14 protein-coding genes and 1 pseudogene are annotated in these 18,221 nt (G+C 74.1%); 7 read left to right on the forward strand and 8 right to left on the reverse strand.

Annotated features, from left to right (window positions below):
* Positions 1-428: 428 nt before the first annotated feature.
* Entirely contained in the window at positions 429-848 is a 420-nt protein-coding gene (locus ACZ7MY_RS41210; protein WP_078619945.1) for a DUF3499 domain-containing protein, read from the reverse strand.
* 302 nt (positions 849-1,150) lie between these two features.
* Between ACZ7MY_RS41210 and ACZ7MY_RS41215 the strand changes: the two genes are divergently transcribed.
* Positions 1,151-1,606: a metallopeptidase family protein gene (locus ACZ7MY_RS41215; RefSeq protein ID WP_499611089.1), complete on the forward strand. Its 456-nt coding sequence runs from the start codon at positions 1,151-1,153 to the stop codon at positions 1,604-1,606.
* A 34-nt stretch (positions 1,607-1,640) separates the two neighbouring features.
* Here the strand turns inward: ACZ7MY_RS41215 and ACZ7MY_RS41220 are convergent, their stop codons facing one another.
* The 3 genes from ACZ7MY_RS41220 to ACZ7MY_RS41230 all read right to left on the reverse strand — a co-directional run bounded on the left by ACZ7MY_RS41220 (position 1,641) and on the right by ACZ7MY_RS41230 (position 7,394).
* Positions 1,641-3,122, reverse strand: a complete 1,482-nt coding sequence (locus tag ACZ7MY_RS41220; RefSeq protein ID WP_499611091.1) for a DUF5719 family protein — start codon at positions 3,120-3,122, stop codon at positions 1,641-1,643.
* Positions 3,119-6,931: a glycosyltransferase gene (locus tag ACZ7MY_RS41225; protein ID WP_499611093.1), complete on the reverse strand. Its 3,813-nt coding sequence runs from the start codon at positions 6,929-6,931 to the stop codon at positions 3,119-3,121. The genes ACZ7MY_RS41220 and ACZ7MY_RS41225 overlap by 4 nt, the downstream gene beginning before the upstream one ends.
* Positions 6,932-7,130: 199 nt before the next feature.
* The gene (locus ACZ7MY_RS41230) at positions 7,131-7,394 is read right to left on the reverse strand and encodes a WhiB family transcriptional regulator (RefSeq protein ID WP_018559705.1); all 264 of its coding nucleotides are present in this window, start codon (positions 7,392-7,394) and stop codon (positions 7,131-7,133) included.
* Positions 7,395-7,984: 590 nt separating this feature from the next.
* Here ACZ7MY_RS41230 and ACZ7MY_RS41235 point away from each other — a divergent pair.
* From ACZ7MY_RS41235 to ACZ7MY_RS41250, 4 genes and pseudogenes are all read left to right on the forward strand, one after another.
* Complete coding sequence (locus ACZ7MY_RS41235) at positions 7,985-8,494, forward strand: cysteine dioxygenase (RefSeq protein WP_499611095.1); 510 nt, start codon at positions 7,985-7,987, stop codon at positions 8,492-8,494.
* 25 nt (positions 8,495-8,519) lie between these two features.
* Positions 8,520-9,491 (forward strand): 2-phospho-L-lactate transferase, encoded by a 972-nt coding sequence (cofD, locus tag ACZ7MY_RS41240; protein WP_499611098.1) that lies wholly within the window; start codon positions 8,520-8,522, stop codon positions 9,489-9,491.
* Complete coding sequence (locus tag ACZ7MY_RS41245) at positions 9,488-10,792, forward strand: coenzyme F420-0:L-glutamate ligase (protein ID WP_499611100.1); 1,305 nt, start codon at positions 9,488-9,490, stop codon at positions 10,790-10,792. The genes cofD and ACZ7MY_RS41245 overlap by 4 nt, the downstream gene beginning before the upstream one ends.
* A 92-nt stretch (positions 10,793-10,884) precedes the next feature.
* Positions 10,885-10,977: pseudogene (locus tag ACZ7MY_RS41250) on the forward strand (transcriptional regulator); the annotation flags it as partial.
* A 169-nt stretch (positions 10,978-11,146) separates the two neighbouring features.
* Here ACZ7MY_RS41250 and ACZ7MY_RS41255 read toward each other — a convergent pair.
* The 4 genes from ACZ7MY_RS41255 to ACZ7MY_RS41270 all read right to left on the reverse strand — a co-directional run bounded on the left by ACZ7MY_RS41255 (position 11,147) and on the right by ACZ7MY_RS41270 (position 15,817).
* Positions 11,147-11,938, reverse strand: a complete 792-nt coding sequence (locus ACZ7MY_RS41255) for a hypothetical protein (RefSeq protein WP_499611102.1) — start codon at positions 11,936-11,938, stop codon at positions 11,147-11,149.
* 29 nt (positions 11,939-11,967) lie between these two features.
* On the reverse strand, positions 11,968-12,945 hold the full coding sequence (locus ACZ7MY_RS41260; protein WP_499611105.1) for a DNA-3-methyladenine glycosylase family protein: 978 nt from the start codon (positions 12,943-12,945) through the stop codon (positions 11,968-11,970).
* A gap of 150 nt (positions 12,946-13,095) precedes the next feature.
* On the reverse strand, positions 13,096-14,178 hold the full coding sequence (manB, locus tag ACZ7MY_RS41265) for a mannose-1-phosphate guanylyltransferase (RefSeq protein WP_499611109.1): 1,083 nt from the start codon (positions 14,176-14,178) through the stop codon (positions 13,096-13,098).
* A gap of 64 nt (positions 14,179-14,242) precedes the next feature.
* Entirely contained in the window at positions 14,243-15,817 is a 1,575-nt protein-coding gene (locus ACZ7MY_RS41270; protein WP_499611111.1) for a peptidoglycan recognition protein family protein, read from the reverse strand.
* Between the two features lie 116 nt (positions 15,818-15,933).
* Between ACZ7MY_RS41270 and ACZ7MY_RS41275 the strand changes: the two genes are divergently transcribed.
* A complete protein-coding gene (locus ACZ7MY_RS41275) occupies positions 15,934-16,686 on the forward strand; it encodes a TIGR03089 family protein (RefSeq protein ID WP_499611113.1) in 753 nt (250 codons plus the stop codon).
* Positions 16,687-16,816: 130 nt separating this feature from the next.
* Positions 16,817-18,127, forward strand: a complete 1,311-nt coding sequence (locus tag ACZ7MY_RS41280) for an LCP family protein (protein ID WP_499611115.1) — start codon at positions 16,817-16,819, stop codon at positions 18,125-18,127.
* The last annotated feature ends 94 nt before the right edge of the window (positions 18,128-18,221 follow it).

The raw sequence follows: 18,221 nt of genomic DNA on the forward strand, positions 1-18,221 counted from the left end.
TCGGAGGTACCACGACGGAGAGCCAGGAGCCCAGCGAAGAGGCAGCCGCCGGTACCGGTCAGGAGTCGCACGCAAGGTGCCCGCCCGGGGGCGCCGACCGGGAAGTCCGCCACACGCCGAACCACCGCCGAGGACCGGACGGGTAGGGCGAGAGGCGCCGGCTGGAGGTGGACACAAGGCGGCCGGTCGTACCCGGCCGGAGGTACCACGACGGAGAGCCAGGAGCCCAGCGAAGAGGCAGCCGCCGGTACCGGTCAGGAGTCGCACGCAAGGTGCCCGCCCGGGGGCGCCGGCCGGGAAGTCCGTCACGCGCCGGGCCACACCCGAGGACCGGGCCGGGTAGAGCGAGAGGTGCCTCCCGGGGGCCGGGCAGGTCGGGTGGAGCGTGCCGATGCCGGGGGCGCCGGCGGGGGGCCCGGCCGGGGGCGTCAGGAGTCGGGGGAGCGGAGGACGCGGAGGTGGCCGCGGCGGGCGATCTCCATGGGGTCGCCGCCTCGGCCGTTGGTGCCGTTGCCCTCGCGTTCCTGGGGGCGGGCGGCCTCGCGAACGGCGTTGGCGAGCGCTTCGAGGTCGTCGCCGCTGGGGCGGGTGGGGCCGGTGTCGGTGGCGAGCCGTACGACTTCCCAGCCGCGGGGGGCGGTGAGGCGCTCGGAGTGCTCGGAGCACAGGTCGTAGCAGTGGGGTTCCGCGTAGGTGGCGAGCGGTCCGAGGACGGCGGTGGAGTCCGCGTAGACGTACGTCAGCGTCGCGACGGCGGGACGGCCACACGCGGTGCGCGAACAGCGACGTACAAGGCTCACGACGTTGGACGGTACCGCACTCTTGAGCGGGCCGCGACGACTCCCCAGGAGCTCACCCCGTCGTGTCGTCCGGGTTGGCCGGGAAGGTCCGACCTGTGCGCGAGGCAGCTGACCTGCGAAGGGCCGGAAATGTGCGGATGCCCCCGCGGACGCATCGATCACGAATCGTCGCAAATGATGCCAACAGCGATCGGCGAAGCGGTCAGGGCAGAGGAATCGCGCGGGCTCAGGGGGTCGGCGACCGTACATTCTGCGACATCGACGGGGATGTCCCGTCCTCGTACCCCGTGGTGGTGGCAGCGGTCACGGAGCCGCATACCCGGGGCTCCCGACGGCTACTCTCAGAGGTGATGGACACCCCTTCGCCCGCACCGCGCCAACGCCACCGCGACCGACACGGCCGCGGCATGCGTGGCCCCATCGCGCCCCCGCAGGTGCCGCTGGCGCGCACCCGCGCCGACGCCTTCGACGACCTCGTGCGGGACGCGGCCGACCGGCTCGAGCGGCGCTGGCCGCAGCTGGCGGAGGTGGAGTTCGCGGTGCAGGAGGTGCCCTGGCCGGTGGACGGTGGCGCCGGCGGCGCCGCGGCCGACGGCCGGTTCGACGACGGGGTGCCGCTGGGGCGCCTGCTCGGCGGGCACAAGGGCAACCCGCACCGCATCGTGGTGTACCGGCGGCCGGTGGAGATCCGGGCCAAGAGCCGCGAGGAGCGGGCCCTGCTGGTGCACGACGTGGTCGTGGAGCAGGTGGCCGAGCTGCTGGGGCTGTCGCCGGAGAACGTCGACCCCCGGTACGGGGAGGGCTAGCCTCCCCGCGCCGGGGGCCGGGGCGCGGGGGCCGTCAGCGGTTCAGGATGGACAGGTCCTCTTCCGACTCCGGGACGGCGACCAGTCCGCGGTCGTCCGGCATCGTCTGGATGGTGAACATCGGGACGCCGCCCTCCGGCAGGGCGAGCATCCGCGAGGCGTAGACGGGGCCGCCCGAGGCCGGTTGCACGGTGACGGCGAAGGAGCCCTTGCCGGACGAGGGGGCGGGCGGCGACAGGACGACCGTCGTGCCGCGCTTGACCGGGACGTTCTTGGTGACGGCTTCGCCGCCCTTCGTCGAGGCGGAGGTGACGACCCGTACGGTGGCGTCGCCCTCCGGCGCGGTGAGGGCGAGCGTCGAGCCCTTGGTGCGGTTGTCGGCGGCGCTGGCGCGGTCGCCGATGGGTGCGGTTGCGGACACGAAGGCCGTCTCCTGGTCGTCGCCCTTGCCGCGGGTGATCCGCAGGGCGGCGACCACGGGGGCGTCGTCGGAGGGGTCGGTCGGGCTGAGGACGAGTGAGCCGGCCTCGCCCTTGGTGACGTCGCCGAGGTCGACGGCGGTGGTCATACCGCTCTTGACGTGGACGGTCTCGTGCCCGGCCGGGGTGATCTCACCGCCCGAGGAGGCGAGCCGCAGCTTGAGGTCGGCGTCGCTGTCGCCGGTCGCGAAGACCACCAGGCGCACGGAGGAGGCGTCGCCGGGGATGCCGGGCATGACGGCGCCGGCGGCGGGGTCGGTGGAGGCGGGCAGCCAGTCGCCGCCCGCCTTGGCGTCCTCGGCCTCCACCGTGGCGCCGACCCGGCCGCTGCGGGCGGTGACGTGCAGGGTGAGGGCGTCGGTCTTCTCCGTGGTGAGCGTGGAGAGCAGGACGGGCACGGTCGCGCCGGGCGGCACCGTGATGCCGTCGGTGGTGGTGGTCTTGACCTCGCCCTTGTCGCCGTAGAGCCGCAGGTCGACGACGGCCGCGGTGTCGTCCGGGTTCGTCAGGTGGACGTAGTCCTGCCGGTCGGCGCCGGTGCTGACGCCGGGGAACCAGAACTCGCTGTCCGGTACGGCGCAGGAGGTGCCGAGCACCGCCCGGGCCGGACCCGCGTCGACGACCGTGGTCTGCTGCACGGTCCAGCCGGGGGCGAGCGCCCCGTCGGCGGTGCCGACGAGGGCGGGGGCGTCGGTGGCCTCGGTGACCGCGGTGACGGGCGTGCCCGCCTCCTTCAGCGGCGCGACCGGCTTGCGCTTGGCGGGGGCCTTGCCGTCCTGGCCGGCGGCGGGCAGCAGGGCGGCGGTGCCGCCCGAGCCGGCGGAGTCGCCCTTGGGAGTGAAGGCGGTGTAGGTGGTCGAGGCGAAGTCGGAGTCCGACGGCGCCGGGCAGGTCAGCGTGGACCGCTCGACGGGCAGTCGCGCCGCGCTCACGGCGGGCGCGGCGTCCGGGGTGCCCGCGCCGGAGACGGTGGCGACGCCGGCGACCGCGGCCAGGGCGGCGGTGACGCCGATCAGGGAGAGGGTGCTGCGGTTCACTGCTGGTTGCTCCCGTCGCGGCGGTAGCCGTCCGTGTCGTACGCGTCCGTGTCATAGGTGCCGTACGGGGCGTACGAGGCGTCGTAGCCCTGTTGCTGCTGGGGCTGCTGGGGCTGCTGCTCGTAGCCCTGCGGCTGCTGGGGCTCCTGTTCGTAGCCCTGCCGGTCGTAGCCGGGCTGCGGGGACTGTTGCCCGTAGCCGTACGGGTCGTAGACCTGCTCCTGCTGCTGGGCGGGCTGCTCGTAGCCGTAGCTGCTCTGGTACTCCGCGGCCCACTGCTCCTGGCCGTACGGGTCGTCCTGCTGGGGGGCGGCGTACGGGTCGTACTCGGCGTACTGCGCGTACTCGGCCTGCTCGTGCCGGGCGGGCTCGGCGGCCCGGGGCTCGTCGGGGGCGTCGTCCGCCTCCGCCTCCCCCTCGGCCTCGGCGGCGGCGCGCAGCCGGCGGGCGCGGCGGCCGTCGCCGCCCTGCGACGGGATGCCGGCGCCCGCGGCGGCGAGCACGGGCTCGGGCTCCGCGTCGGGCAGGTCGTCGTCGACCTCGCGGCGCCGGCCCGGCAGGGCCATGACGACGAGCACCAGGCCGAGGAAGCCCTGGGCCCACAGCCACACGGTGTGCGTGAAGGGGTCGTCGTAGACGAGGTCGAGCCGGCCGCCGTTGGCGGGGAGCCGGAAGCCCTGGGCCCAGCCGTCGACGGTGGTGGCGGTGAGTTCCTTGCCGTCGAGGGTGGCGGTCCAGCCGGGGGCGGCGCGGTCGGCGATGCGCAGCACGCGGCCGTCGGCGCCGGCGGGGACGGTGGTGTGGGCCTCGACCTTGCCGGAGGCGACGGTCACCGTGCCGGCGGGGGCCTCGGTGTCCTCGCCGGAGCTGTCCTCGCTGCTGCCGTCCTCACCGCTGCCGGAGTCCTTGCCGCCGGAGGGCTCGACGATCGTGACGCGTGCGACGTCGTCGTCGACCCGCCACAGGGCGCTGCCGTCGGCCTGGCTGAGCCGGGACAGGCCCGGCGTGCTGTCGAGGGTGCGGCCGACCTCGCGCGGGGCGCCGCTCTGGACGAGGACGTAGCGGACGGCGTAGCCGCCGAGCTGGCTGGCCTGGTCCGCGCCGGAGCCCGCCACCAGGTTGCCGACGATCTTGGCGAGCCGGGCGTCGCCACCGTCCGCGGCGGCGATCTCGGCGTCGCCGAGGCGGGCGCCCGCGCCCCGGACGAGGGCGTACGAGACGTGGGCGGGCGTGCCCGACAGGACGAGGGTGCGGGCCTGGTCCCGGGTGGTGCTCTCCTCGGCGACGAAGGCGGGCACCTGGGTGGGGTCGCGGCGCTCCAGCGGGCCGTCGGCGCCGCCGGCCATCCAGCCGACGGCGGCGGACAGCGGAGCGAGCACGGCGGCCAGGGCGACGAGCGCGGCGACGGGCTGGCGCCAGCCGAAGCCGGAGGCGGCGAGCCGCTCCTGGGCGCGCTCGGCGCCGACCGCGGCGGCGGCCAGCAGGGCGAAGCCGTAGACGAGGGTGGCGGGGCCGGCCCAGGCGGCGGTGTTGGCGAGGACCGCGAAGACCAGGCCGGTCAGGGCGCCCACCCAGGCGGTGACGATGGCCGAGCGGCGCTCGGCGCGCACCAGTGCGGCGAGCGCGGCCAGCACGATGCCCGCGAGCAGGTAGCCGCCCGTGGCGCCGGGGCCGCCGGGGTTGATCAGCAGCAGGTCGGTGGCGCCGGCCGACTGGGCGCCGAACGGCAGGCCGGCCTCGTCCAGGAAGCGGCTGGGGTGCGTGAGCAGCCCCAGCGACCAGGGCGCGAGGACCACCATGGGGGCGCCGAGCACGGCCACGGCCCGCAGGGCGAGCGGGACGAGGAGCCGGCCCTGCCCGCGCACGACGCGCGTGGCGATGGCGACGCCGGCGAGCACCAGCGCGATCAGCCAGGTGATAGGGGTGAACGCGGTCGTGACGGTCAGCAGCAGCGCGACCGCCCAGGCGGCGCGCCAGCCGGGCCGCAGGCCGCGCTCGACGGCGTCGGCGGACATCCGCAGCCCCGCGGCCGAGACGGCGGCGCGGGCCATGAGCGGCAGCAGGATCGCCAGGACGGCGGTGCCGAGCCGGCCGCCGGCGAGGGCGCCGGTGGCGGCGGGCAGGAAGGCGTACGCGACGGCGCCCCAGGCGCGCAGCAGGCGGGAGTCGACCAGCGGCCGCGACACGAAGTAGGCGCTGAGGCCGGCGAGCGGCACCGAGGCGACCAGGAGCACGGTCAGGGCGAGACCGGAGCTGCCGAGCAGGATGCTCGACAGGGTGGCCACGATCGCCAGGTACGGCGGCGCGCTCTCGGTGCTGCCGGCGCCGAGGGAGTGCCAGCCGCCGAGGTAGGAACCCCACAGGTCGGAGGCGTCGGAGGCGGCGGGCAGCAGTGCGCCGCCGGACAGCGCGCCGCCGCCGAGGAGCGCGCGGCAGGCGATGAGGGAGAAGAGCAGCAGGACGGCGAAGAGCATCGGGGCGGGCTGCCGGGCGATGCGCTTGAGCAGCGCGAACTGCTCGACGTCCATGTACTCGCCGTCGTCGTCGCCACCGCTGGGCCCGGACTCCAGGCCGCCGCCGTGGCGTCCGGCGGAGGAGGCGTCGGCGGCCGCGCGGCCGGAGACGTTGCTGACGACCTGCTCGACGGTGGCCCGTACGGTCGCGCCGGGCGGCGGGAAGAGCGGCCGGAGTTCGGAGGGCGGTACGACGGCCCGGGAGCGCCGGCGGCGGGCGCCGAGGAGGCGGCCGGGGCGCAGCAGGACCGACAGCAGGCCGGTGATCTCGTCGACGGCCTGTCCGGGGACCTTGCCGACGAGGTAGGCGAGGGTGCGCAGCACGGTGCCGAGCACGACGCGCGCGAAGACGTACGGGAGCAGGGCGCCGCGGGTGTTGGCCAGCAGCGTGTAGACGGCGCCCGCCTTGTCGACGCGGTGCGGGTCGACCGCGGAGCGGCCGGCGCAGTCGACGGGGCGGCGCTCGCGGGAGGCCGCCTCGGCGTGCCGCAGGACGGCGTCGGGGGCGACGAGGACGGTGTGGCCGGCGGACTGGGCGCGCCAGCAGAAGTCGACGTCGTCGCGCATGAGGGGCAGCCGGCGGTCGAATCCGCCGAGGTCCTCCCACACGTCGCGGCGCACCAGCATGCCCGCGCTGGAGACGGAGAGCACCTGGCGGACCTGGTCGTGCTGGCCCTGGTCCTGCTCGCGGCGCTCCAGGCCGGTCCAGCGGCGGCCGCTGCGGGCGATGGAGACGCCGACCTCCAGCAGCTGCCGCCGGTCGTACCAGCTGCGCAGCTTGGGGCCGATGATCGCGGCGGAGGGCGAGGAGTCGGCGACGCGCAGCAGGTTGAGGAGGGCGTCCGGGGCGGGCTCGCAGTCGTCGTGCAGGAGCCACAGCCACTGGACGGGTTCGCCGTGCGGCTGCTCGGGCTCGTCGTAGGCGTCGTCGTTCCAGGTGCGGGTGGCCGGGTCCCAGCTGCTGCGCCGTGCCAGGTAGGGCAGCTGCTCCGCGGTCAGGGGCTCGGCGGCGCGGACGCACTCGTCGACGGCGGCGCCGAAGCCGTTGCGGCGGGCGAGGTGCAGGACGCGGTGGTCGCCGAGGCTCTCGGCGAGCAGACGGGCGGAGTCGTCGCTGCTGCCGGTGTCGGCGGCGATGACGTCCTGGACCGGGCGGTCCTGGGAGACCAGGCCCGAGAGCGCGTTGGGCAGCCAGCGGGCACCGTCATGGGAGACGAGCACGGCGGTGACGACGTGGCGCGGGAACTCCGGTGCCTGGGCGGCGTATTGAGTCCCGGCTGAACTGTTCACGGACATCGAGGTTCGGGCCCCGGTTCGCTGGACTTCGGACGACGCCTTGGGCGTCTCGGACGGGCCCCCACACTAACGGTTGCGGGAGGCGGCCCTTCCGGGTCCGGGGCACATATGCCGACGAAGCCTGCCGTGACGGGCGCGAACCGGGCGGACGCCGTGCGGTCGCCCTGCGGTCACCGCGCGGCTGCCGTACTTAGGGGCGTCAGACGACGCCCTTCTTCAGGCGCCGGCGCTCACGCTCGGACAGCCCGCCCCAGATGCCGAAGCGCTCGTCGTTGGCGAGGGCGTAGTCCAGGCAGTCGGAGCGGACCTCGCAGGCGAGGCAGACCTTCTTGGCCTCGCGGGTGGAGCCGCCCTTCTCGGGGAAGAAGGACTCGGGATCGGTCTGCGCGCACAGCGCGCGCTCCTGCCACCCGAGCTCTTCGTCGGCCTCTTCGGCCAGCAACAGCTGGAACAGCTCGGTCATGCGCGCCCCTCGTCTGTTTTCGCGTCCCCGTGATGTTGCCGTTACCTGCGACGGTCGAACGACACGAGTGAAATTACAAGTGTGCCGATACGGGCCAGTCAAGCCGAGATCTGCTATTGGGCCCGTTATTCACCCTGCGGAACCAAGGCCTGACAGAAAGTGTTCAAATCAGCCCAAACGTCCGCATACGTCAACCGCGGTCGCGGCCCCTGGAGGGTGGCGATCACGATGCGATCACGAAAACACAACGACGTTTCACGAGGAGACGTTCCTGCGTACCCGTGTGGTTGCGTCGGCACTTTTCCTGGGTGTTCTGCACACAAACCTTTCACCACGCTGAATAGCCGGATCAGGTGAAAGATTTACGACAAACCCGACATCAAGTTGACAGGCCGCCGGGGACCCGGTGTGCTGGAGCGCATGCCAGTGACCCACGTGCCCACCCGGACCCGCCGCCTCGGCGAGTTCCGTCGTGCCGTGGAAGCTCACTGTCGCTGTTCCAGCTGTTGCCGCTGAAGGACACTTCCCAGCCCGCACAGCCTCATGCGCATGCCTGACGCTCCTCACTTCCCGTAGGAACTCCCGCACCCATGAACAGCGACGTCTCGATCGCCGGCGACCCCCTCGCCATCCCCCACCTCCTTCCGCCTGCTCCCGCCTACCCCGGCACGGTCGCGGAATTCGCCGGACTGGCGCGCAAGATCGCGGCGGACCGCGCCCGTTGGGCGCCGCGCGTCCGCTACGACGCCACCACCCGCTGGTACGACCGCCTGGAGACCGGGCCCGGGTACGAGGTCTGGCTGCTCAGCTGGGTCCCCGGCCAGGGCAGCGGGCTGCACGACCACGGCCGCTCCTCGGGGGTGCTGACCGTCCTGGAGGGCGGACTGACCGAGCGCGCCCTCGGCGGCAACGGCGAGACCCGCCGTTCACTCCTGCCGGGGCACCAGCGGGTGTTCGCCCCCGGTTACGTCCACGAGGTGGTCAACGACTCCCTGGAAGGCGCGGTCAGCCTGCACGTCTACTTCCCCGGCCTGACGGAGATGACCCCGTACGCCTGCACCCCGGGGAAGCCGGCGGCCGAGGGCACGTTCGCTGGCTGACGCGGCGGGCTGACAGACTGTCCGCATGCGAATCGTGGTACTGGCCGGCGGCATCGGGGGAGCCCGTTTCCTGCGCGGTCTGAAGGCGGCGGCGCCGGAGGCGGACGTCACCGTCATCGGCAACACCGGCGACGACATCCACCTGTTCGGCCTCAAGGTCTGCCCCGACCTCGACACCGTCATGTACACCCTCGGCGGCGGGATCCACGAGGAGCAGGGCTGGGGCCGCGCCGACGAGACGTTCACGGTCAAGGACGAGCTGGCCGCCTACGGCGTCGGACCCGAGTGGTTCGGCCTGGGCGACCGCGACTTCGCGACCCACATCGTGCGCACCCAGATGATCGGCGCGGGCTACCCGCTCAGCGCGGTCACCGAGGCGCTGTGCGCGCGCTGGCAGCCGGGCGTACGGCTGATCCCGATGACGGACGACCGGATCGAGACGCACGTCGTCGTCGACGACCCGGACGCGGGCCCCGGTGGCGGACGCAAGGCGGTCCACTTCCAGGAGTACTGGGTGCGGCTGCGGGCCTCCGTCCCGGCGTACGCGGTGCTGCCGGTCGGCGCGGAGGGCGCCAAGCCCGCGCCCGGCGTGCTCGAGGCGATCGCGGAGGCGGACGTCATCCTCTTCCCGCCGTCCAACCCGGTGGTGTCGGTCGGCACGATCCTGGCCGTGCCCGGCATCCGCGAGGCCATCGCCGAGGCGGGCGTGCCGGTGGTGGGCCTCTCCCCCATCGTCGGCGACGCACCGGTGCGCGGCATGGCCGACAAGGTGCTGGCGGCGGTCGGCGTGGAGTCCACGGCGGCGGCGGTCGCCGCCCACTACGGCTCGGGGCTGCTGGACGGCTGGCTGGTCGACACGGTCGACGCCGGTTCGGTGGCGGAGGTCGAGGCCGCGGGCATCCGCTGCCGGGCCGTGCCGCTGATGATGACGGACCTGGACGCGACGGCCGCGATGGCCCGTGAGGCGCTGACGCTGGCCGGGGAGGTGCGGGCGTGATCGCGTCCTTCCGTGTGTGGACCGTCGCGGGCCTGCCCGAGGTCGGGCCCGGCGCGGACATCGCGAAGCTGATCGCGGCGAACGCGGCGGAACTGGCGGACGGCGACGTCCTCGTCGTCACCTCGAAGATCGTCAGCAAGGCGGAGGGACGCGTCGTGCGCGCCGCCGACCGCGAGGCGGCGATCGACGCGGAGGCGGTGCGGCTCGTCGCGCGCCGCGGGCCGACCCGGATCGTGGAGACCCGGCACGGCTTCGTCATGGCCGCGGCCGGCGTGGACGCCTCCAACACGGCCCCCGGCACGGTGCTGCTGCTGCCCGAGGACCCGGACGCCTCCGCCCGCACGATCCGGACGGGGCTGCGGGACGCGCTCGGCGTCAACGTCGCCGTGGTCGTCACCGACACCTTCGGGCGGCCCTGGCGCGAGGGCCTGACCGACGTCGCGATCGGCGCGGCCGGGCTGCGTGTGCTGGACGACCTGCGGGGGGCGACGGACTCCCACGGCAACGAACTGGCCGTCACGGTCACGGCCCTGGCCGACGAGCTCGCCGCGGCCGGGGACCTGGTGAAGGGCAAGGCCACCGGGTCGCCGGTCGCCGTCGTCCGGGGTCTGGAGCGCCTGGTGCTGCCCGCGGAGGAGGACGGCGCCGGCGGCCGCGCCCTCGTCCGGCCCGCCGCCGACGACATGTTCCGGCTGGGCACTTCGGAGGCCGTGCGCGAGGCCGTCTCCCTGCGGCGCACCATCCGCGACTTCACCGACGAGCCCGTCGACGGGGCCGCCGTACGGCGCGCCGTGGCCCTCGCCGTCACCGCGCCGGCGCCGCACCACACGACGCCGTGGCGCTTCGTGCTGCTGGAGTCGGAGCAGGCGCGGGTCCGGCTGCTGGACGCCATGCGCGACGCCTGGATCGCGGACCTGCGCCGCGACGGCCGCAGCGAGGAGTCCATCGCCAAGCGGGTCCGCCGAGGCGACGTCCTGCGCAGGGCGCCGTACCTGGTGGTGCCCTGCCTGGTCGCGGACGGGGCGCACGACTACCCGGACGCGCGGCGGTCGGCGGCGGAGCGCGAGATGTTCGTGGTCGCCATGGGGGCGGCCGTGGAGAACCTCCTCGTCGCCCTGGCCGGCGAGCAGTTGGGGTCGGCGTGGGTGTCGTCCACGATGTTCTGCCGCGACGTGGTGCGCGAGGTGTTGGACCTGCCGGACGACTGGGACCCGATGGGTGCCGTCGCGATCGGCCGCCCCGCGGCGCCCCCGAAGGAGCGTTGGGGGCGGAGCGCGGAGGCGTTCATCGAGGTGCGCTAGGCGTCCTTCGGGACGGCCTGCGCCGCCGAGCCGTGCTCTGACACAGGCGTCGGTCAGTCGCCGAGAGGGAGTTCGACGTCGGCCCGTACCGTGAGGAATACGCGCGGGCTGTGTTCGCCATGCGCAGGCCGTTGCTGGACGACGAGACGATCGAGCGGCGGGTCACCGATCGTCTGTCACGACAAGGACCCGGACGGGCCGGGGCTGGACTTCACCTCCGCCGAGTGGGCCGCCTTCGTCGGCTTCGCCGCCGGGCTCTAGCGGCCGTCTGCCGGCCTCCGGGCCTCGGCCGGAGGGTGACCACGCGGTCGCGGTCGTCCCCGACCGCGTCGATCTCCCCGTCCGGCAGCGCGCCTACCGGCGCCACCAGCGGCGCGGCCGCTCGGGTGCCACGTCGTACTCGCGCGAGACCACCTCGACGCGGCGTGCGGCATGGTCCGCGCGCACGGTGTCCAGGCCCATCGTGTCGAGCTCGCGCGCGGCAGCCGCATCGGCATCGGATTCCGGGCGCAGGACCCGTACGACGACCTCGCGGGTCTCGGCGCCGAGGGCGATCGCCGAGAGCACGTCCTCCATCAGGGCGTCGGCCGTGTCCGGTTGCGCGGCGTCCGTGAGCGCCAGGTGGAGCATGAGCTGTTCCGTGCCCGTGTCCATCCAGCGGACCTCGGCGATCCACACGCACTCGATGCCGGGGAAGTCCAGGAGCCGGTCGCGGACCGTGTCGCGCAGCGCCACGGCCATCGGGTGCGTGGACCAGCTGTACCTCACGGTGCGCTCGCTCGTCAGGCGCATGCCCCGGGTGCGCAGGGTGTGTGCCACCAGGGCGAAGGGAACCGTGGCCCAGCCGTGTTCGGAGAAGACGGCGAGCGCCTCGGTGTTCGTGTGCTTCTGGATGTCCATCAGGCGCGTCACGTCGCAATGAAGGGCGGCCGCGGCTTCGGGCCGGCGTTGGTGACAGCACTCCTCGCTGGCGTAACCGGGCAGCACGGGATTCCCGTCCTGCCCCTTCATGAAGATCACCGAGCCGTTGTCGCCCACGGGGACGAACACGCCGAAATCGATGACGGCGGCGAGCAGTTGCTCCGCTTCCTCCTCCGGCTTCCGGCGGTCGAGTATGTCGGCGAGGGCGGCGTTCGTGGTCGTCACCCGCAGAGCATAAGGCGGCGTCCCGCGCGTCAGAGCGGGACGATGTTGCCCGGGGCCATGCGGGGGGCGCGGCGCGGGGGGCGGCGGCCGGTGAGGAGGATGAGGCGGGCGGCGCGGTGGCGCTGGCCGGCATAGGGCTCCAGGAGCTCCAGCATGGTGGCGTCGTCCGTGCGGTGGGCGCCGGTGAGGGCGTAGCCGACGGTGTGCGGCAGGTGGAGGTCGCCGACGGTGACCGCGTCCGGGTCGCCGTTGCTGCGCTGCAGGGTCTCGGCGGCCGTCCAGGGGCCGATGCCGGGGACGGCCTGGAGCCTGGCGAGGGCGTCGCTGGGCGCGAGGGCGGTGGCCTGCTCCATGCGGGCGGCGGCGCGAGCGGTACGTACCGCGGCGGCGGAGCGCTTGCCGTCCACGTTGGCGCGGTGCCACTCCCAGGAGGGGATCATGGCCCAGCCGCGGGCGTCGGGCATGACCCGCATGCGCAGTTCCTCGCCGGGGCCGGGGGCGGGCTCGCCGAAGCGCCACAGCAGGACCCGCCAGGAGCGGTATGCCTCGTCGGAGGTGACCTTCTGCTCCAGGATCGCCGGGATGAGGGACTCCAGCACCAGTCCGGTACGGGTCAGCCGCAGGCCGGGGTTGCGGCGGTGGGCCTCGTGGACGACGCGGTGCCGGGCGGTGAAGGCGGCGGGGTCGTCGGCGTCGCCGAGCAGGCCGGGGAGGCCGTCCAGCAGCCATTCGGCGCCGGGGCCCCACGCCTCGGCCTCGACCTCGCCGCCGGAGGGGCGGGCGATGCGCAGGGTGCCGGGGCCCTCGGGGGTGCGTGAGGCGCGGTAGACCGCGCGGTCGGCGCCGACGCGGAAGGCGGGGTCGCCGGGGCCGCGGCGCAGGGGGCCGAGCGTGAGCCCGAGGTCCAGGGGGCCGCGCGGGGTCCATCGGCGGGTGCGGCCGGGTGTGCGGGGGCCGGGGACGCGGCCGGACGAGGCGCGGAGGAGTCGGGTCTGCTCGGGATGCACCCTCCGAGCGTACGGCGTGGGCCGCCGGGCTTCGGGGCTTCGGGGCTTTCCGGGCGCCGGGGCCGCCGGCTTCCGGGGCCGCCGGCTCCGAGTGCACGGGCCCCGGCCCCCCGGCCGGCGGGACGCGCCCACCGGCCGGGCGCACGGCGGCTACTGGTCGGAGGAGAAGCGGACCGCGCCGTCCGGGATGACCGCGCCGCACCAGATGCGCACCCCGTGCCGCAGTTCGTTGTCGGCGCCGATGCGCGCGGCGTCGCCGATGACCGATCCGTGGACGACGGTGCGCTCCCCGATGACCGCCCCGGCGCCGATGAGGGAGTCCACGACCGTCGCGCCGGGGTGCACGACGGCGCCGGCCAGGACCGTGCTGCCCTCGACGACCGCCCCGGAACCGATGACGGCGCCCGGGGAGACGGCGGTGCCGCCGGTGAGCTTGGCGTCGTCGGCGATCCGGGCGCCCTCCAGGACGAGGCGTTCGCCGCAGCGGCCCGGGACCGCCGGGGAGGGCGCGTGGCCGAGGACGAGGTCGGCGGAGCCGCGGACGAAGGCGTGCGGGGTGCCGAGGTCGAGCCAGTACGTGGAGTCGACCATGCCCTGCAGGTGGGCGCCGTCGGCCAGCAGGCCGGGGAAGGTCTCGCGCTCGACGGAGACCGGGCGGCCGGTGGGGATGGAGTCGATGACGGAGCGGTCGAAGACGTAGGCGCCCGCGTTGATCTGGTCGGTGACGATCTCCTCGGGCGTCTCCGGCTTCTCCAGGAACGCGGTGACGCGCCCGGTGGCGTCGGTCGGCACGAGCCCGAAGGCCCGGGGGTCCTCGACCCGGGTCAGGTGGAGGGAGACGTCGGCGCCGGAGTCGCGGTGGGTGGCGACGAGGCCGGCGATGTCGAGGCCGGTGAGGATGTCCCCGTTGAAGACGAGGACCGGGTCGCCGGGGGCGGAGTCCAGGCGGTCCGCGACGTTGCGGATGGCGCCGCCGGTGCCGAGCGGCTCGTCCTCGGTGACGTACTCCAGGCGCAGCCCCAGGGCCGACCCGTCGCCGAAGTGCGGCTCGAAGACCTCGGCCAGGTAGGAGGTCGCCAGGACGATGTGCTCGACGCCCGCCGCGCGCGCCCTGGCCAGTTGGTGGGTGAGGAACGGGACACCGGCCGCGGGGACCATCGGCTTGGGGGTGTGCACCGTCAGGGGGCGCAGCCTGGTGCCCTTGCCGCCGACCAAGAGGATCGCTTCAGTCACCTGTGTTTGTCTCCGCTTCCTGGCGGGCCGAACGAATGAGCGGCCAATCCTATGCAGGGTGCGATCAGCGGCCCTGGAGCCCCGCCGCGGTGCGGCGGATGATGCCGAGATCGTCGTAGAGCACCGTTCCTGGGCATTGCGTGTTGAATCCGTCCCGGTGGCCCGAGATGACGTTCATGTGGACACGTGTGCCCTTCGGGTACCTGTTGCTCCCTCCGGACACCAGATAAGTCATGCCCTCCGGGTTGCGGCCGTAAATTCCGAGTTTCCACGCGGCGAGCCGGGCGACGGCCGACAGGGCCTCGCCGCTGGGCCGTTCCTCGGAGTAGTCGCCGAGCACGGCGATGCCCATGGTGTGCTCGTTGAAGCCGAGGGTGTGCGCGCCGAAGACGGCCTTGGAGACGCCGCCGCTCCGGCCTTCGTAGATGTTTCCGCACTTGTCGACGAGGAAGTTGTAGCCGATGTCGCGCCAGCCGCTGCTCTTGACGTGGTAGCGGTAGATACCGCGGATGACGGAGGGCGAGTCGGAGCACTCGTAGTCGTTGCCGGTGGCGGTGTGGTGGACGAAGATCGCGCTGATGGCATCCGTGAACTCGGATTCCTCGTTGCGCAGTTGCTCGTCGGCACCCCAGCCGAACCGGGTGACGATGCGGGGTCGCGCGCCGGTGAAGCGCTGCCCGGTGAGGGCCTCGGTCTGGGACCGGCTGAGCTCGGGCACGAAGGGGGACTCGACCGGGGTGCCCGTGGTGTCGCTCGGGTCGGCAGTGGTGTCGGTGGTGGTTCCGTCCTGCGGGCGACCTCCGCCGAGCGGGTCGCCGGACTCGCTGGGTCCGACGCCGTCGAAGGGGTCGCCGTCCTCAGCGGGGCCGACACCGGCGAAGGGGTCGCCGCCGGAGGGGCCGGGGACGGAGGGGCCGCCTGTCGTGACGTCACCGCCCGGGCCCGTGCCTCCCGGTCCGGCGGGGCCGGGGTCCAGGGCGGCATCGGGGTCGAGGTAGCTGCCACCCAGGTCACCGCCCAGGTCACCGCCGAGGTCACCACCCACGTCACCGCCGAGGTCACCGCCGGGACCGTCACCGGGGCCGTCGCCCGGTGCGTCCCCGGGGTCGACCATCTCCACCCGCAGCCCCTTGGGCAGGCCGGGCTGCACCCCGCGCCTGCCGCCGGTGGGGGCCTCGGGCACGACCCGCACCTCGATCCCGTCGGAACGGCCCACCCACAGGGGGACGGTCGAGCCGCGCACCGCGGGGCCCGAGCCCTCGGTCGAGCCGGCGTCGGGGGCGTCGTCGTTGTGCGCCTCGACGGTGCGCCAGTTCGACCACCGGCCGGTGCCGAGGGCGCGGGTCCTGACCTGGACGGTGCCGCGCAGGTCGGTGCCGACGTCGTCCCAGGTGATGCCGATCATGGAGAACGGACGCACGGCACGGGCGGGCAGACCCTGGGAGAGCGGGGCGCCGACGACACGGCCGGACGTGGCGAGCGGCCCCAGAGCGAGGGTGCGGGTGGCGCCGGGGGGAGTGTCGGAGGCGGCCGCCCGCGCCGGCGCGCTGGTGGCGGTGGCGCCGGAGGGGAAGGCGAGCGGCAGGGCGAGGGCAGCCATGCACGCCGCGGAGATCGACGTCGCAAGAAGTGCACGCATGGGAAGAACGGTTGCATAAGCCCCCAGAACGCGCAGCCGGGATCTGACGGACCGTCCTCTTCTGCCGGGCCCTCAGCGCCGCCCGGGACGCCGCCGCCTGACGTAGCCTGGGCCGCGTGACAGCGACTGCCCGTACACCCGCCGACCTGCTGCGTTCCGCGCTCGCGGCGGACCCCGCCCGACCCCTGGTCACCTTCTACGACGACGCCACCGGCGAACGCGTCGAACTGTCGGTGGCCACCTTCGGCAACTGGGTGGCCAAGACCGCCAACCTCATCCAGGACGAACTGGGCGCCCAGCCGGGTGACCGCGCGGCACTGCTGCTGCCGGCGCACTGGCAGACCGCGGTATGGGTGCTCGCCTGCTTCTCCACCGGCGTGGTCGTGGTGCCCGGGGGCGACCCGGGCGGTGCCGACCTGGTGGTGTCCGGCCCGGACACGCTGGAGGCGGCCCGCGCCTGCTCCGGCGAGCGGGTCGCGCTGGCGCTGCGCCCGCTGGGCGGCCGGTTCCCGCAGCCCCCGGAGGGTTTCCTGGACTACGCGGTCGAGGTGCCGTCGCAGGGCGACCGCTTCGTCCCGTACGCGCCGGTGGACGCCGGCGCGCCGGCGCTGGAGCTACCGGGCGGGGAGGAGCTCACCGGCGCGGAGGTGGTCGAGCGGGCCCGGTCCTCCGCCTCGGCCCTGGGCCTGACGGCCGGGGCGCGGCTGCTGTCGGGCCGGTCGTACGAGGACTGGGACGGGCTGGCCGCGGGGCTGCTGGCGCCGCTGGCGGCGGACGCCTCCGTGGTGCTCTGCCGCAACCTGGACCGGCTGCCCCCCGCCGACCTGGACAAGCGCCGGGAGAGCGAGCGGGTGACCCACGTGGCGTAGCCGGGCGCCCGGCCCACCGTCTTCGGCCGCCTCGGACGGAATTGAACAACTCCGCACAACCGAGGACGGGACTGGACGGTCTTTATAGGTGACCTGATCATCAGTAGCACCTGTAAGGACGGGCCCGGACGTGACCACGCCAGCCGATTCGCCGGAAGCCGAGGACACCCCTCCCGCCGACACCCCAGCGGCCGAGGCCCCACCCACCGACACCCCGGAAGCCGGCGCCCCGGAGAGCGACAGCCCGGAGCGCGACACCCCACCCGCCGAGGCCGCACCGAGGAAGCGCCGCCGCACCTGGCTGCGCGTCCTCGGGGTGGTCGTCTCCCTGGTGCTGCTCGCCGGGGCCGGGTTCTCCTGGTACATCTACAAGCAGCTCGACGGGAACATCCGGACGGACACGGACACCGCCCACGAGCTGATGCGGGTGCAGTCCGAGCGGCCGACGGTGCTGCCCGAGGCGACCACCGCCGAGAACATCCTGCTCCTGGGCTCGGACAACCGCGGCAACGGCAACGGCAAGTACGGCCAGGACACCGGCACCCAGCGCTCGGACACCGCGATACTCCTGCACCTGGCCGCCGACCGGAAGACCGCGACGGCGGTCAGCCTGCCGCGTGACCTCATGGTCGACATCCCCTCGTGCCGGCGGGCCGACGGCAGCATGACCAGCCCCCAGTTCGCGCAGTTCAACTGGGCGTTCGAGTTCGGGGGCGCGGCCTGCACGATCCGCACGGTGGAGAAGCTGACCGGGATCCGCGTCGACCACCACCTCGTGGTGGACTTCAACGGCTTCAAGAAGATGGTCGACGCGGTCGACGGCGTCGAGGTCTGCGTCCCGCACGCCGTGCACGACCAGGACGCGCACCTGGACCTGGAGGCGGGGCGCCAGGTGCTGCGCGGCGAGCAGGCCCTCGGCTACGTCCGCGCCCGCAAGGGCATCGGCGACGGCAGCGACACCCAGCGGATGGACCGCCAGCAGCAGTTCCTCGCCTCCCTGGTGCAGAAGGTCGACTCCACGGGGGTGTTGCTCAACCCCGCCAAGCTCTACCCGCTGCTGGACGCCGCGACCTCCTCGCTCACCGCGGACGAGGGCCTGGACTCGCTGGCCGAGCTGTACGAACTGGCGCAGAGCCTGCGCAAGACGCCCACGGACCAGGTGCGTTTCCTCACCGTGCCGCGGCGCCCCTACACCGCCGACCCCAACCGTGACGAACTGGTGCAGCCCGCCTCGGACGAACTGTTCACGACGCTGCGCGAGGACGGGCAGGTGATGGTCGAGGGCGACGGGGACTCCGGCTCGGGCTCGCCCCGTCCGACGGACGGCGGAACCTCCACCGCCCCTCCGGCATCTCCTACACCGTCGGGCTCGGCGAGCGCGTCCCCGTCGTACCGCGGCACCACCGCCGACCGCGACGTGTGCGGCGGCAGTGAGGATTGAACAGTTTGTCCAGTTGTAGGGGAGCGGAATTTGTCAGCGGCGGGCGTAGACGCTGAACTGTGGGGTTAGTGTGAGCGATCCGGCCTGTTGCAGC

This window comes from Streptomyces sp. NPDC111520, assembly GCF_055635295.1.